Genomic DNA, 13,789 nt, shown 5'->3' with positions numbered 1-13,789 from the left:
AATAGCGTTAGATACCACTACTATGCAAAAAACTATCCAACGTTTCTTTGACGCGGGTTTTTATAGTCATATCAATAGATGATTGTGGTGTTTTTACTTGGCAACCACCGCGATCTAAAGTCGGCTCTGCAACTAACTGCCAATGGTTTTCAGCTAGTGCAGCTTCACCATAACTATTTTTAACCAGTTCAATGTCTTCAGGGTGTAAATGAATACGCACACTTTGCTGCTCATTGGCTAACGCATCGATACACTGCTTTAAACTTTGCAAAATAATTTCAGGGGAGGTTTTAATTTCTTGATAAACTAACGCTTCGGTTAGCATTACGGTTAACTGTACAAGTTGCTTTTCGGCGTCATCATCGACTTTAGCTAATGGCGCTGACAAACTATCCAACAATGCTTTTAGACCCGTTAGCTGTTCTTCAATCAGTGGTTTTACTTCTTCTTGACCTTGTGTTTTACCAAGCTCAATGCCTTCTTTATAACCGGCTTCTTTTCCCTCACCTACGCCTTTTTCAAAACCATCAATATAACCCTGCTCGTGGCCTTGTTTTAAGCCTTCTTCGTAGGCATCTTGACGAATTCGTTCCAGCTCAGCCATCGTTAACGAAGGCAGCTCAGGCTCTTCGGGCTCTAGTGCTTGTTCACTTTCTTCAAGCTCTTTACGATATAAATCGGCCAGCGGTGTACCAAACGCCGTTGAACGACCATCGAATTTTCGAGTGTCTTGCGTAACATCTGGAATTGGCCAGTTTTCTAATAATTCATCAACTGCTTCACTGGCTCGTAAAGGACGACCTTGATATTGAGTAGGTTTGCTCATGGTTTACAAGAACTCCTCACCACCACCACCACCAAGCATAATTTCACCTGAATCAGCGAGACGACGTGCCGTAGATAAGATCTCTTTTTGCGCGGCTTCAACTTCGCTGATCCGCACAGGTGCCATTGCTTCTAAATCATCAGCAAGCATCTCTGCAGCCCGTTTTGACATATTGCCGAGGATTTTCTCTTTCAATGCATCATCTGTACCTTTGATGGCTTTCATCAGTACATCTTGTTGGACTTCTCGCAAGATAGCTTGAATACCACGATCATCAACATCCATTAAGTTTTCAAATACGAACATTAAATCTTGGATTTGTTGTGACATCTCTTCGTCATGCTCGCGGATTGAATCCATCAACTGACCTTCAATATTGGTATCGAGGTAGTTCATAATATCAGCCGCCGCTTTCAAACCGCCCATTTTCGCAGCTTGCGCACCAGCTTGTCCGGCAAATTGTTTTTCCATGATCTCGTTCAATTCTTGTAAAGCCGCAGGTTGTACTTCTTCAAGGTTGGCGATACGCATGGTTAAATCTAAGCGCACTTTTTCAGGAAACTGCGCTAAAATTTCGGCCGATTGCTCAGGCTCCAAATAAGATAAAACAATCGTTTGAATTTGCGGATGCTCATTGCGAATAATATTGGCAACTTGCTTTGAGTCCATCCATTTCAATGAATCAAGGCCTTTGGCACCGGATCCCATAACAATTTGATCTATGAGGCTTGCCGCTTTATCTTCACCAAGTGCCGCAGTAAGCGCTTTTTTGATAAAATCTTCTGATTGGAAGCCAATCGTACTAAAGCTTTGTATTTGTTCTATAAATAAATTGTGCACGGCACTGATTTTGGCTTGCGATAGATCATCTATCGCCGCCATTGCCATACCCACTTTTTGCACCTGTTTAGGTTCAAGGTGCTTTAATATTTGCGCTGCATCTTCTTCGGATAAGCTTAGCAATAAAATTGCGGCTTTATCTACACCGTCTAATTTATCAACATCAAACGCTGCTGGCAGTTGTTTTTGTTCTTGATCAGTCATCTTCAGTTAACCACGCTTTCACAACTTGTGAGGAGAGTTCTGGCTCATTTGCTACTAAGGCACGAACAGCTTTTAATAAGTCTTCATCGCCATGTAGGTCTGGTAACTGTAGTGTACCATCACTTGAGAAGCCAACCGAAGCAGAATCAAAATCTTTATTTAGCATATCTAGGGTGTTATCACCAATATCTACACCAGAACTAAGCGCATCATCATCATACTCTTCAAGGGTATCATCTGGGTAAATCAAGCGTTTCAGCATAGGTTTAACCACCGCCATGATTAGCACTATAATAACCAATGCGCCAAGCACTAAACGCACAACTTTCATAAACCAGTTTTGTTCCCACAGTGGTACTTCAATAGCTAAGTCCATCGGTTCACGTACAAACGGTACTGTCACTACTTCTAATGCATCACCACGCTGTAAGTCAAAACCCACACCACCTTGCAGTAAACGACGAATATTTGACAGTGCTTCAACTGAGCGAGGCTCCATAGTCGTTTCACCATTTTCACCCACTTTTGCCACATAATCGACTGCCACAGACACACTAATTCGACGAATAACACCACTTTGCTGACGTGTATGGGAAATAGTAGTATCAAGTTCATAGTTACGTGTCGCCTCTTTATGAGTGCGACTGGGTGATGAACCAGAGCCTGCACCACCTTGACCGGCAACTTCAGGAATATTCGAATCCACTGGGGGCTGATTTGTCAGCGCGCCAGGAATACCGATAGCTAACCCGCCGATGTTGTTTTCTTCAAAAGTGGTTTCGCTGCGTACCGCTGGTAAATCAGGGTTGTAGCGTTTTTGAGTTTCTTCAATCGCGCTAAAGTCCATACTTAAATCGACTTGTGCAGTGTAGTTACCCATGCCAATAACTGGCATTAAGATACCATCTATTTTATCTAGATATTCTTGTTCACGTTTACGTTCAATATCGTATTCTTTACGTGAGCGAGCAGCTAACGCACTTTGCGATCCTGAATTAAGTAATCGGCCATTTTGGTCTGTTACAGTTACTCGTGACGGCTCTAAACCTTGCACTGCTGAACCAATAATATCAACAATGGCGTCCACTTCTTCACTACCGAGCATACGACCACGTTTTAAAGTTAATACAACTGTTGCGGATGGTTTTTTCTCACGACGAGCAAAAACATTTTCTTTCGGGATTGCCAATAATACTTTAGCACGCGTGACATTTTGTAGTTCCTCGATCGTGCGCGCAAGTTGTTGTTCACGACCGTGCTTTAAACGTTCACGCTCTAAACGCTGACTAACACCAAAACCCATATCTTGCATGATAATATCAGTACCCGAGTTCGGCGCTTGCTCAATACCTTCGCGGGTCATTAACAATTTAATATTTTGATATTCATTTTCAGGAACAGAAACCACATTGCCATCAAGTTGATAGTCAATTTTTTGTGCATCTAAAAAATCGAGCGTTTGAATTAGCTCTTCCGTTGGCATTTTTCCAAGTGGACGCATATCTGGTTGACGTGCCCAAATAATCACAAAAATAGCGATCGCTAAACAAATCGCTAATGCAATAATTAAAGTGACCTGACGTAATACATCAACGCCGTTTAATGCACTTAAATAGCCTGACTTTTGTTCTTGTTGATCGTCATTATCAGTTTGGTCGATACCGCCGCCGGCCAAAGCAAGATCTGTTGATTGATTAGATTGCGCCACAATAATTCTCCACTACCTAGTTAAACAGGCATGTTCATGATTTCTTTATAGGCTTCTACAAGTTTGTTACGAACTTGTACAGTGGCTTCAAAGGCAACCGATGATTTTTGTGATGCGATCATCGCATCCGCTAATGACACATTTCGGTCGCCCATTTCAACCGCTACGACTTTTTGTTTTGCATCAGCTTGAAGGCCATTCACGGTATTGAGTGCATCACTTAACAAATCGCCAAATTGGGCGCTCGAAGTAGGCTGCGCCTGCGTCGGTAATTTGTTTACTTGATTACTACGACCAGCTTCGAGAGCCATAGATTGCATTTCTTGAAATAATGCGCTGTTTTGAATTTTCATAATTGTCTCTGACGATGCAGTTTACTAATAACTTAATAAAGCACAAAGCATGCCAACTAATAAATTAATTAATATCAATAGCTTGAGATGTGTTTTTGTTGTCAGAGTTTTGACAAGTTTACGCCCAGCAAGGCTGAGCGTAAATTAAATAGTGAAGGAAAACAAAAATTATAGAGGCTTAAGCAGGTAAGGTGATCCCCAAATCACGCATTTGTGCCAATTTATAACGTAATGTTCGTGGGCTGATCCCTAATGTTTCAGCTACATCTTTACGCTTGCCTTGACAACGATTTAGGGTCTCTAAAATAATTCTATGCTCTTTATCTTTAAGTTCATCTTTGTAACTTCCCGAATCCAAGCTTGGTAATTCTTCACGCAGCTGATTGCGTTCTGCTGTCGCTTTTATTGCTGGCGCTTGCAGATCATAATAAGCATCATTAGTTGGTGAACTTGTAACCGCCGAAGTAGTGTTTTCTGGTGCTGAATTAACCGGCACTAAACTTGCTGATAAAGCCGCAGTTAGAGGAGTCTGGGTTAAATTTTCAATAAAAATAGCACTTTCGTCAATCATATCACCGTGGCGTAATATCAACGCACGCTGGATCACATTATCCAGTTCACGCACATTACCTGGCCAAGTATGAGCTAATAATTTTTTCTCTGCCGGTTCGCTAAGTACAGCGATAGGCTCTTTGCTTTTATTGAGATGACGTTCAATTAAATGCTTTGCCAACACGACAATATCGCCTGGACGTTGACAAAGTGGACGCCACATCAACGGAAATACATTTAACCGATAATATAAATCTTCTCTAAACTGGTGCTTAGCCACAGCCTCTTTTAAATCACGGTTACTGGTAGCCAAAATACGCACATCTAGCTTAATAGTTTTGCGACCACCTAAACGTTCAACTTCGCGTTCTTGTAATACACGTAGTAACTTAGCCTGTAGGCCTAAATCCATCTCAGTGATTTCATCAAGTAAAATTGTGCCACCTTGTGCTTGCTCAAATTTACCCGGACAAGCTTGAATCGCACCAGTAAACGCGCCTTTCTCGTAGCCAAATAATGTAGCTTCGAGCATATTTTCAGGGATCGCAGCACAGTTTATTGCGACGAATGGCTGCTCTGCGCGATCTGATTTATCATGGATAAAGCGTGCGAGTACTTCTTTACCTGAGCCACTAGGACCAAGCACCATCACACTGGCATCCGATTTAGCAACCCGACTTGCAAGTTCTAATAGCTGAATGCTACTCGGATCGGCGACAATCGGGCCATCAGTTTCTTTTTCTGGCTCAGGTAGATAGCGGCTTACCATATTAAGTAGCACTTCGGGCGCAAACGGTTTGGCCATATAGTCAATTGCCCCTAACCGCATAGCCTCAACAGCATCATCAATAGTCGCATACGCTGTCATCATTAAAACCGGTAGATCAGGGTAATTAAGATTTATGCTGCGCAGTAAATCAAGACCACTCATCGCGCCCATTTGCACATCGCTCACGACCAGCGAAAAGCTGTCTTTTTTAAGTAGCACCATAGCTTGCTCAGCACTGTCAGCCGCAACGCAATCTATTCCAGACATTTCAAGCGTATCAATCAAGGCTTCACGAAGCCCTGCATCATCTTCAACCACTAAAATCGTGTTGTTCATATTGCCTCCGCCGATGTTGACTTTGTACAAATAGGTAACAGTAAACTAAAGCAGGCTCCGCCTTGAGCATTGTTCGTTACTGCAACTCGTCCTTGGTGTGCATTTGCGACTGAACTAACTACCGCTAAGCCTAAACCTGTGCCTTGGCTTCGGGTAGTAAAAAATGGTTCAAATAATTTATCAAGTAAGCTTAAATCGACCCCAGGGCCATTATCACTTACAGTAATACACACTAGCTCGGGGTCACTCGCATCCCGCTGCGCACTTAATTGAACGAGTGCATTACTGCCAATGACTTGAATACTATTGTGAATAAGGTTTTGAATGGCACTGGCAAGCGCAGTTTTATTGCCCATTATCTCGATATCAGGCTCAGGTAAACTGACCTGAAGTTCACTATTATTAAGTGCGACCATAGCATCAGCGCCAGTTTTCACTTCAGTTAATAATTGCTGCATGGAAACATGTTCAACAACTTGCTGATCGCCACTTTTTGCGAACAACAACATATCGTTTACTTGGGTTTCGAGATCTTTTAAACGCGACATTAACTTAGTATGAAAATTGCCTCGCGAGCTTTCGGGTAACCGCTTTGAACCTAAATTAGCGGCATACAAAATCGCAGCAGACAGTGGTGTTCGCACTTGATGTGCCAAAGATGCCACCATTTTACCCAATGCACTTAAACGCTGCATATGTGCAACGCGTGTTTGTAGACGACGCGTTTCGGTTAAGTCAGTCATTAAGATTAATTGCCCTGGCTCTGGCGCTAATGCCGTTATTTCTAACTTAATTAAGCGTCCATCTTTTAGCGATACTTCATGGCCATCATCTTGTTGGGGCCGAAACGAGCGCTGGATCACACTGAACCACTTTTCACCTTCGAGTGGCTCCCCTAGCATGTCTGTTGCAATTTGATTAGCTTTAGCGATCAAACCGCGACCATCAAGCACCACAACACCCGCAGGCATTGTATCTACTAAATGACTTAACCAACTGGCTTGCTGGCGTAATTCACTTAACTCACCAATGTACTCTTCTTGCAGTAAACATGGGTTATACTGGGTCGCTGTGATAAATTGTGGTTTTAAGACATTAGCTAAGGCCATAATGCATTCTCGTTTACAGGATCTAACTAGCTAAATGCACAAATTGTACCAACAATTATATTGATTAATTTCATTTGCTTAGCGTATAAATAACGCGACAAAAAAATGACAAACTAAAATAAGCAAAGCAAGGAGACACTATGAATTCAACAAATTTATGTCGCTGCCCTTGGCTCGATACCAGTAAAGATGACTATGTTGCCTATCACGATGATGAATGGGGGATCCCAGTATATGATGACCAAACACTTTTTGAATTTATTACTCTGGAATCAGCACAAGCAGGATTAAGTTGGTATACGATTTTAAAGAAACGTGATGGCTATCGTCGTGCATTTTTGGATTTTGATGTAGAAAAAGTCGCACAAATGAACGAGCACGATGTTGAACGATTAATGCTTGATGAAACAATTATACGTAATCGTTTAAAAATTGTAGCAACTATAAATAACGCCAAACGTTTTATTGAAATTCAGCAAGAATTTGGCAGCTTCAGTAACTATCAATGGCAGTTTGTAGGTGGTAAGCCGTTAGTGAATGAGTTAGATAAACTTAGTGACTACCCTGCAATCACAGAGGCCTCAACTGCATTTGCAAAAGATTTAAAAAAACGGGGATTTAAGTTTTTAGGTCCAACCACAGTGTACGCCCATATGCAGGCCTGTGGTATGGTGAATGATCACAGTAATGATTGTTTTCGTAAAGCTGAGATTATTGAAAAATACTAGGTGTTAAGAGCTAGAAAAGTGACTAGGCGCTAGGATCCTAAATCTAGCGTCTAGGAATTAATGGCTGAAGCCATTTCCTACAAATGCTTAACCCACATATAAGCAGGCTTCAGCCACGAAAGATTTATATATATTTTTATCTGCTCATTTGATCTCATTCACTTCTCTTTGTGCAAAAGACCTTTAAATGATTGATCCACCACAGAGAACTCCGAGTTCAAAGAGGAAGGGATTAGGGTCCTAGCCCTTCAGCTCCGTGTAGCGCGCAGCGCCTCGGTGGTAAAAATTAAGTAACTATTTGCAAGCACCGAAATGGTAGGTAGTGCTTTAGCGCGTCAATGAACTTATCACCGTAAACGACGACCACACTCTGTAATTACTGATATTGCGAAGTAAAATATTAGCAACTTAGCACGTGTTAATCTCGTGATAGGTTATATTTTTTCATTTTTTCAACTAAGGTTGTGCGGCGTACACCCAAGATCTCCGCAGCACGCGCTACGACATAATCATAACGCTCTAAGGCCTGAGTGATCAGGCTAATTTCCAGCTCAGCTAAATAATCTTTTAGCTCAATCCCTTCGTCGGGTAAAAGGTCTGCTGATGGCTGAATTGCTTCAACTTCTGGCTCATCGTCGTAATCACTAAAACCAGTACTGAAAATATCATTGAAAGCATCACGCTCCATAAGCTCTTCGGGATATTGTGGTTCATAAGCATCAACTTCAATATAACGATATTTTGCTGGTAGATCGGGAATATCAACCACTTTATCTGGCAACATGATCACCATACGCTCAACTAAGTTCGCTAACTCGCGAATATTCCCCGGCCATGTGTGCTCTTTTAAACTATCAATTGCCCGCTCAGTAAACTTAGCGGTAGTACCACTTTGCTCATTAATACGGCGCATTAACTCTTTTAATAATAATGGAATATCATCAGCACGTTCTGCAAGAGATGGGTTTTCGATAGGAAAAACATTGAGTCGATAATATAGATCTTCGCGGAAACTTCCTTGCTCTATCATTTGTTCAAGATCACGGTGTGTAGCAGCAATCACCCGTACATCGGCTTGAATTGGTTTTGTACCACCAACCCGCTCATAGCTGCGCTCTTGTAACACTCGCAATAACTTTACTTGCATTTGCAGCGGCATATCGCCAATTTCATCTAAAAACAGCGTCCCCCCTTGAGCAAGTTCAAAGCGGCCCTTGCGCGCTGAAATAGCACCGGTGAACGCGCCTTTTTCATGACCAAACAACTCACTTTCTAACAGCTCCGCAGGTATAGCCCCACAGTTAACGGGTACAAATGGCCCTGTATTACGTTTTGATAGTAAATGAACATTACGAGCAACCACTTCTTTACCAGTACCTGATTCGCCTAAAATTAATACGTTGGCGTCCGTTTTAGCAACTTGTTCAATTAAAAAGCGTACATCTTTAACCGCTTCAGTTTCACCAACTAAGCCATCAAAGGTTTTGTGCGGTTTTGCGTGTTTATGCTCATTTGGCAACATCCGTTGATACTGTTGGCAATCATGCAGTAATTGAGTCGTTACATCATGGTTAAAAGGTTCACAGATAAGGCCAACTACATTGGCAATGCTCAACAGTGGTTTAAGGGTTTCACCAATTAATAGAAATGGTATTGTTGGATGGCGCTTGATCACGCTTTCATGATCTAAGCTTTGCAATGCACCGAGGATCACCATACATGATTGCTTTTGGTATTTTTCACATTCTTGTTCAAGGCTTGCATCGTCAAGCAGTTGCACTGCCTCACCAATAAAGGTAAGCGCAGCATGTAAACCAATCGCACGATTATTATTATTGTCTAAAATCAAGATCATTATTTAGCGAACCACAGTTACTACAAGCTATTAATAATTTAAATTGTAAGCGAGTTTGACAGGGATGCAAGCACAAAGCGGCAGTTTTTTGACATAGATGCCAAAAAACAGACACTAAGCTAATTGCAAGTAATACTTAAGAATTACTGTTTTATCATAGCCGTTATAATAACCCTAAAATAGATTCAGCCGATTGGTTAGCTTGGCCACGCAGTGCTATTGACGCTTGAGCTAAAATATCATTTGATACCTGCTGTGAAACCGCCTGAGCATAATCGGTATCTTGAATTCGACTTTGGCTCGCGGCAATATTTTCTTGCTGAGTACCCAGGCCTTTAATAGTGCTAGCCAATGTATTTTGAAAAGCACCAAGTTCAGCACGCTGGGCGTTAATTTCGTCCGCCGCTTGGTCACTAATATCAATTGCAGCTTGTGCACCTGCTTGAGTAGAAATATCAATTGTTGATATTACTGATGCAAAACTACCATCCGAAGGAGTAACCGTTTGATTTGCATTCGCATCTGGACCAACTTGAAACGACACCGACTGACCATCAAACAAAGGTTTACCTGCAAAATTGGCATTTTCAAACGTCTCTGTAATCTGACTTTGTAATTGCACCACTTCTTCTTGCAAAGCAGCACGGTCATTATCATTTAATGCGCCATTACCTGCTTGAATAGATAATTCACGAATACGCGAGACAGCATCGTTGACACCCGACAAGTTTGACTCGGTCGCTTGCGAATAAGAAATACCATCATAGGCATTATTCACCGCTTGGCTGTAACCGTCTTGCTGGGAGGTTAACCGATCTATAATTTGCAATGCCGCGGCATCATCTGCCGCAGAGTTGACTTTTTTACCCGTAGCAAGTTGCTCTGCAAGCTTGTTACTGGTTTGCTGTGTTTGGTTTAAAAAACTAGTTGCTGGTGATTGAATTTTCATAACAGGCTCCGACACGCTGATTGGTTAAATTATAGCTTAATTTGCCAAATTTTGCACTTTGTACCATTGTTTAATTAAATTAACTTGGCATCGTGCTTGCTAACCTACTCTGTTAATAGGTAAAGTACTGAGCAGTGTATTAAATTTCACTTTTTGCGTATTTAATTTTTTACTATAACTACGCCAATGATAAATAACTTGGGTAAAACTATGTTCGATAACAAAACAATTTTAATTACCGGTGGTACCGGATCATTCGGTAAAAAATACGTAAAAACGTTACTTGAGCGATACAAGCCAAAAAAAATAATTATTTTCTCTCGTGATGAGTTAAAACAATTTGAAATGCAGCAAGACTTTGATCAACCATGTATGCGTTACTTTATCGGTGATGTACGCGACAAAGACCGCTTACGCCGTGCAATGCGTGGAGTAAATTACGTTATTCATGCTGCAGCTCTTAAACAGGTCCCTGCCGCAGAATATAACCCGATGGAATGCATCAAAACTAACATTAATGGTGCTGAAAATGTCATTGATGCTGCCTTAGACAATAATGTTGAAAAAGTCATTGCGCTTTCTACTGATAAAGCAGCCAACCCAATTAATTTATATGGTGCGACAAAATTAGCATCCGATAAATTGTTTGTTGCCGCTAATAATATTGCCGGTGGTAATCGCACCACATTTTCAGTTGTTCGCTACGGTAATGTAGTCTGCTCGCGCGGTTCAGTAGTGCCTATTTTCCAAAAGTTTATTGATCAAGGCCGCGACCATATCCCTATCACCCATGAAGAAATGACCCGCTTTTGGATCAGCCTTCAGCAAGGTGTTGATTTCGTTTTAACTAACTTTGAGAGGATGTTAGGGGGAGAAATTTTTGTTCCCAAGATCCCATCAATTCGTATTACTGATTTAGCAACAGCAATGGCACCAAACCTGCCACAAAAAAATATCGGTATTCGCCCGGGCGAAAAATTACATGAGGTGATGTGCCCTTCTGATTTGTGTTTTGATACCTACGAATTTGATGATCATTTTGTGATTGCACCTGGCATTAAATTTAGTAGTCGCAGCAATAATTTTGATACAAATGCATTAAATGAGTGCGGTAGGAAAGTTGAGATCGGATTTGAATATAGTTCTTTAAGTAACCCCCACTTCTTAACGATAGAAGAAATAGCAGCTTTTAATATTCAGGCACTTTTATGATCCCATATGGAAAGCAATCTATTGACCAAGCAGATATTGATGCGGTACTCAATGTCTTACAATCTGACTGGCTCACGCAAGGTCCTAAAGTACCCGCATTTGAAGCTGGCATTGCTAGTTACTGTAAAGTAAAGCATGGCATTGCAGTAAATAGTGCAACATCGGCGTTACATATCGCATGCCTAGCATTAGGCGTTGGAGAAAACGATATAGTCTGGACATCTCCTATTTCTTTTGTAGCATCAAGTAATTGCGCACTTTATTGTGGTGCTAAGATTGACTTTGTTGATATTGACTTAGATACCGGCAACATGTCGATTAAGGAACTTGAGCAGAAGCTGATCCTAGCAGAAAAAAATAACTGCTTACCTAAAGTTGTAATACCGGTACACTTGGCGGGTCAATCATGTAATATGCAAGCCATTCATCAGCTCGCTACTAAATATGATTTTAAAATTATCGAAGATGCCTCTCACGCCATTGGTGCTAAATATTTAGATAAGCCTGTTGGTAATTGTGAGTTTTCAGATATTTGCGTATTCAGCTTTCATCCTGTGAAAATCATCACGTCAGCTGAAGGCGGTATGGCGGTTACAAATGATGATAATTTAGCAAAGCGTTTAAAAAGATTAAGAAGCCATGGGATCACATCAGATGAAAGTGAAATGACCGATGCAAGCCATGGGCCTTGGTACTATCAGCAAATCGAGCTTGGCTTTAATTATCGAATGACTGATTTACACGCAGCGTTAGGGCTTAGCCAACTAAGTAAAGTTGACGAATTTATTAAGCAGCGACATCACCTTGCTAAAATATATGATACACATCTTAATTTAAATTTGGTTCGTCCATTGCAACAAATTGATACCTGTTATTCCGCTTATCACTTGTACATAATTCAACTTAATAATAGCGATGCAACTCGTCATAAAAACGCTGTAACTCAGCTTCGAGCAGTAGGGATCATTGGCCACGTTCATTATATTCCAATACATTTACAGCCATACTATCAAGCTCTAGGCTTTAAGGCTGGTGATTTCCCTAATGCTGAAAAATATTATCAAGGTGCTATCACCCTTCCTCTTCATCCATCGTTGAAAGAGCAAGAAGTGCATTTTATACTGAACACTCTACAGCAAATCTTAAATTAAAGTTTTCAACCTTTTTGACGATATAAACATATTATTTAATGAACCTTGAGGCAACTATGTTACAAACTCACCCGACTTTCAAACTTGCTTTTATTGGCGGGGGTAACACGTCAGCTGTTGGCTATGTACACTTTTGCGCAGCTCACATGGATCATAAATTTCAAGTTGTTGCCGGTGCCTTTTGTCGTAATCAAGAAAATAATCAAGCTACAGGTATTCATTGGGGGATCCCAGCAGAATGTGTTTACGCAGATTGGAAAGAAATGGTCGAAGCTGAAAAGGGTCACATTGATGCTTTTGTAGTGCTCACTCCAACACCGCATCATTTAGAAGTTTTACAGTATTTATTCGAAAAAAAATTACCCGTAATCTGTGAAAAAGCGATGGTTTGTGGACCACGAGAAATTGCAATTCTTCGCCCTTATTATGATCCAAAGAAACAATTTTTAGCTGTTACTTTTAACTACAGTGGCTATGCAATGGTACGTGAGTTAAAGCATTTAATAAATTCAGGAAAGCTGGGAACAATTCAAAAAATTCATTTAGAAATGCCGCAAGAAGGCTTTCGCCGCCCCCCCGATATCGCGGGAAAAACATCACAACCGCAGGCGTGGCGTCTGCGAGATGCTGAAGTACCAACCATTTGCTTAGATTTAGGTGTTCACCTTCATCACCTAAGTAGCTTTTTATTGAGTGAGGAACCAACTCACACATTAGCCGAATTTAGTAACCACTCTCAATATGCTAATTTAGTCGATGACGTACAAATGCTAGTAAAGTATGCCAGTGGCGTCAAAGGCAGCATGTGGATGTCAAAAACGGCTATTGGTCATCGTAACGGTTTACAGATCAGAGTGTATGGAGATACCGGAAGTGCTAAATGGTTACAGCTCAACCCCGATGAGTTAGAACTAAATTTTAATGATGGTAGGCGAGAGATATTAGACCGAGCGGGTCAGTGCGACTACGCCCACCAATTTAGATATAACCGCATGAAACCAGGCCACCCCACTGGTTTTGTAGAAGCATTTGCAAACTTATACAGCGACATCGCTGAAGATTTACAATGTTTTCAACTAGGGCAAGAAAATAACCAACCATACGTATTTGGTTTAGAACACGCCGCAGATGGCTTAAAGTTATTTGCTGCTGCTAAACGTTCGACACAAACACTTGGCTGGGAAAGCGTGTAATACG

General features: G+C 41.2%; 12 protein-coding genes. 4 read left to right on the top strand and 8 right to left on the bottom strand.

Annotated features, from left to right (window positions below):
- Positions 1–7 precede the first annotated feature (7 nt).
- The 6 genes from fliH to H5187_RS06705 all read right to left on the bottom strand — a co-directional run bounded on the left by fliH (position 8) and on the right by H5187_RS06705 (position 6,697).
- Positions 8–826: a flagellar assembly protein FliH gene (gene fliH / locus H5187_RS06730; protein WP_145239404.1), complete on the bottom strand. Its 819-nt coding sequence runs from the start codon at positions 824–826 to the stop codon at positions 8–10.
- Between the two features lie 3 nt (positions 827–829).
- A complete protein-coding gene (gene fliG, locus H5187_RS06725) occupies positions 830–1,870 on the bottom strand; it encodes a flagellar motor switch protein FliG (RefSeq protein WP_145239407.1) in 1,041 nt (346 codons plus the stop codon).
- On the bottom strand, positions 1,863–3,578 hold the full coding sequence (gene fliF / locus H5187_RS06720; protein WP_182718183.1) for a flagellar basal-body MS-ring/collar protein FliF: 1,716 nt from the start codon (positions 3,576–3,578) through the stop codon (positions 1,863–1,865). The genes fliG and fliF overlap by 8 nt, the downstream gene beginning before the upstream one ends.
- A gap of 20 nt (positions 3,579–3,598) precedes the next feature.
- Positions 3,599–3,931, bottom strand: coding sequence for a flagellar hook-basal body complex protein FliE (fliE, locus tag H5187_RS06715; protein WP_145239413.1), 333 nt, complete (start codon positions 3,929–3,931; stop codon positions 3,599–3,601).
- 178 nt (positions 3,932–4,109) lie between these two features.
- Positions 4,110–5,588, bottom strand: a complete 1,479-nt coding sequence (locus tag H5187_RS06710) for a sigma-54 dependent transcriptional regulator (protein WP_182718184.1) — start codon at positions 5,586–5,588, stop codon at positions 4,110–4,112.
- Positions 5,585–6,697 carry a PAS domain-containing sensor histidine kinase gene (locus H5187_RS06705; protein WP_182739663.1) on the bottom strand — a complete coding sequence of 371 codons (1,113 nt, stop codon included), beginning with the start codon at positions 6,695–6,697 and terminating at the stop codon, positions 5,585–5,587. The genes H5187_RS06710 and H5187_RS06705 overlap by 4 nt, the downstream gene beginning before the upstream one ends.
- A gap of 140 nt (positions 6,698–6,837) precedes the next feature.
- On the opposite strand from H5187_RS06705, the gene H5187_RS06700 reads away from it, so the two are divergent.
- Positions 6,838–7,425 (top strand): DNA-3-methyladenine glycosylase I, encoded by a 588-nt coding sequence (locus H5187_RS06700; RefSeq protein ID WP_145239421.1) that lies wholly within the window; start codon positions 6,838–6,840, stop codon positions 7,423–7,425.
- 418 nt (positions 7,426–7,843) lie between these two features.
- Here the strand turns inward: H5187_RS06700 and H5187_RS06695 are convergent, their stop codons facing one another.
- Together H5187_RS06695 and H5187_RS06690 are read right to left on the bottom strand one after the other, a co-directional pair.
- Positions 7,844–9,280, bottom strand: coding sequence for a sigma-54 dependent transcriptional regulator (locus H5187_RS06695; protein WP_149981502.1), 1,437 nt, complete (start codon positions 9,278–9,280; stop codon positions 7,844–7,846).
- Positions 9,281–9,443: 163 nt separating this feature from the next.
- Positions 9,444–10,229: a flagellin gene (locus H5187_RS06690; protein ID WP_149981504.1), complete on the bottom strand. Its 786-nt coding sequence runs from the start codon at positions 10,227–10,229 to the stop codon at positions 9,444–9,446.
- A 210-nt stretch (positions 10,230–10,439) separates the two neighbouring features.
- Here H5187_RS06690 and pseB point away from each other — a divergent pair, with 210 nt between their 5' ends.
- From pseB to H5187_RS06675, 3 genes are read left to right on the top strand one after another with little or no spacing between them, the layout of a single operon-like run.
- A complete protein-coding gene (gene pseB, locus H5187_RS06685) occupies positions 10,440–11,441 on the top strand; it encodes a UDP-N-acetylglucosamine 4,6-dehydratase (inverting) (RefSeq protein WP_149981506.1) in 1,002 nt (333 codons plus the stop codon).
- Entirely contained in the window at positions 11,438–12,592 is a 1,155-nt protein-coding gene (gene pseC / locus H5187_RS06680) for a UDP-4-amino-4,6-dideoxy-N-acetyl-beta-L-altrosamine transaminase (protein ID WP_182718186.1), read from the top strand. Before pseB ends, pseC begins: the two co-directional genes overlap by 4 nt.
- A gap of 38 nt (positions 12,593–12,630) precedes the next feature.
- A complete protein-coding gene (locus H5187_RS06675) occupies positions 12,631–13,785 on the top strand; it encodes a Gfo/Idh/MocA family oxidoreductase (RefSeq protein ID WP_310737464.1) in 1,155 nt (384 codons plus the stop codon).
- Positions 13,786–13,789: the final 4 nt, after the last annotated feature.

This window comes from Pseudoalteromonas sp. SG44-1, assembly GCF_014164315.1.
GTDB classification, from domain to species: Bacteria; Pseudomonadota; Gammaproteobacteria; order Enterobacterales; family Alteromonadaceae; genus Pseudoalteromonas; species Pseudoalteromonas rhizosphaerae.
Note: the sequence above shows the minus strand (reverse complement) of the source record. Positions and strands in the feature narration are given on the sequence as shown.

Bases quoted from the DNA above. Each gene is read 5' to 3' on its own strand.
- fliH (WP_145239404.1), bottom strand. From the start codon at position 826: ATGAGCAAACCTACTCAATATCAAGGTCGTCCTTTACGAGCCAGTGAA.
- fliE (WP_145239413.1), bottom strand. From the start codon at position 3,931: ATGAAAATTCAAAACAGCGCATTATTTCAAGAAATGCAATCTATGGCT.
- pseB (WP_149981506.1), top strand. From the start codon at position 10,440: ATGTTCGATAACAAAACAATTTTAATTACCGGTGGTACCGGATCATTC.
- fliG (WP_145239407.1), bottom strand. From the start codon at position 1,870: ATGACTGATCAAGAACAAAAACAACTGCCAGCAGCGTTTGATGTTGAT.
- H5187_RS06695 (WP_149981502.1), bottom strand. From the start codon at position 9,280: ATGATCTTGATTTTAGACAATAATAATAATCGTGCGATTGGTTTACAT.
- pseC (WP_182718186.1), top strand. From the start codon at position 11,438: ATGATCCCATATGGAAAGCAATCTATTGACCAAGCAGATATTGATGCG.
- H5187_RS06675 (WP_310737464.1), top strand. From the start codon at position 12,631: ATGAACCTTGAGGCAACTATGTTACAAACTCACCCGACTTTCAAACTT.
- H5187_RS06705 (WP_182739663.1), bottom strand. From the start codon at position 6,697: ATGGCCTTAGCTAATGTCTTAAAACCACAATTTATCACAGCGACCCAG.
- H5187_RS06710 (WP_182718184.1), bottom strand. From the start codon at position 5,588: ATGAACAACACGATTTTAGTGGTTGAAGATGATGCAGGGCTTCGTGAA.
- H5187_RS06690 (WP_149981504.1), bottom strand. From the start codon at position 10,229: ATGAAAATTCAATCACCAGCAACTAGTTTTTTAAACCAAACACAGCAA.
- H5187_RS06700 (WP_145239421.1), top strand. From the start codon at position 6,838: ATGAATTCAACAAATTTATGTCGCTGCCCTTGGCTCGATACCAGTAAA.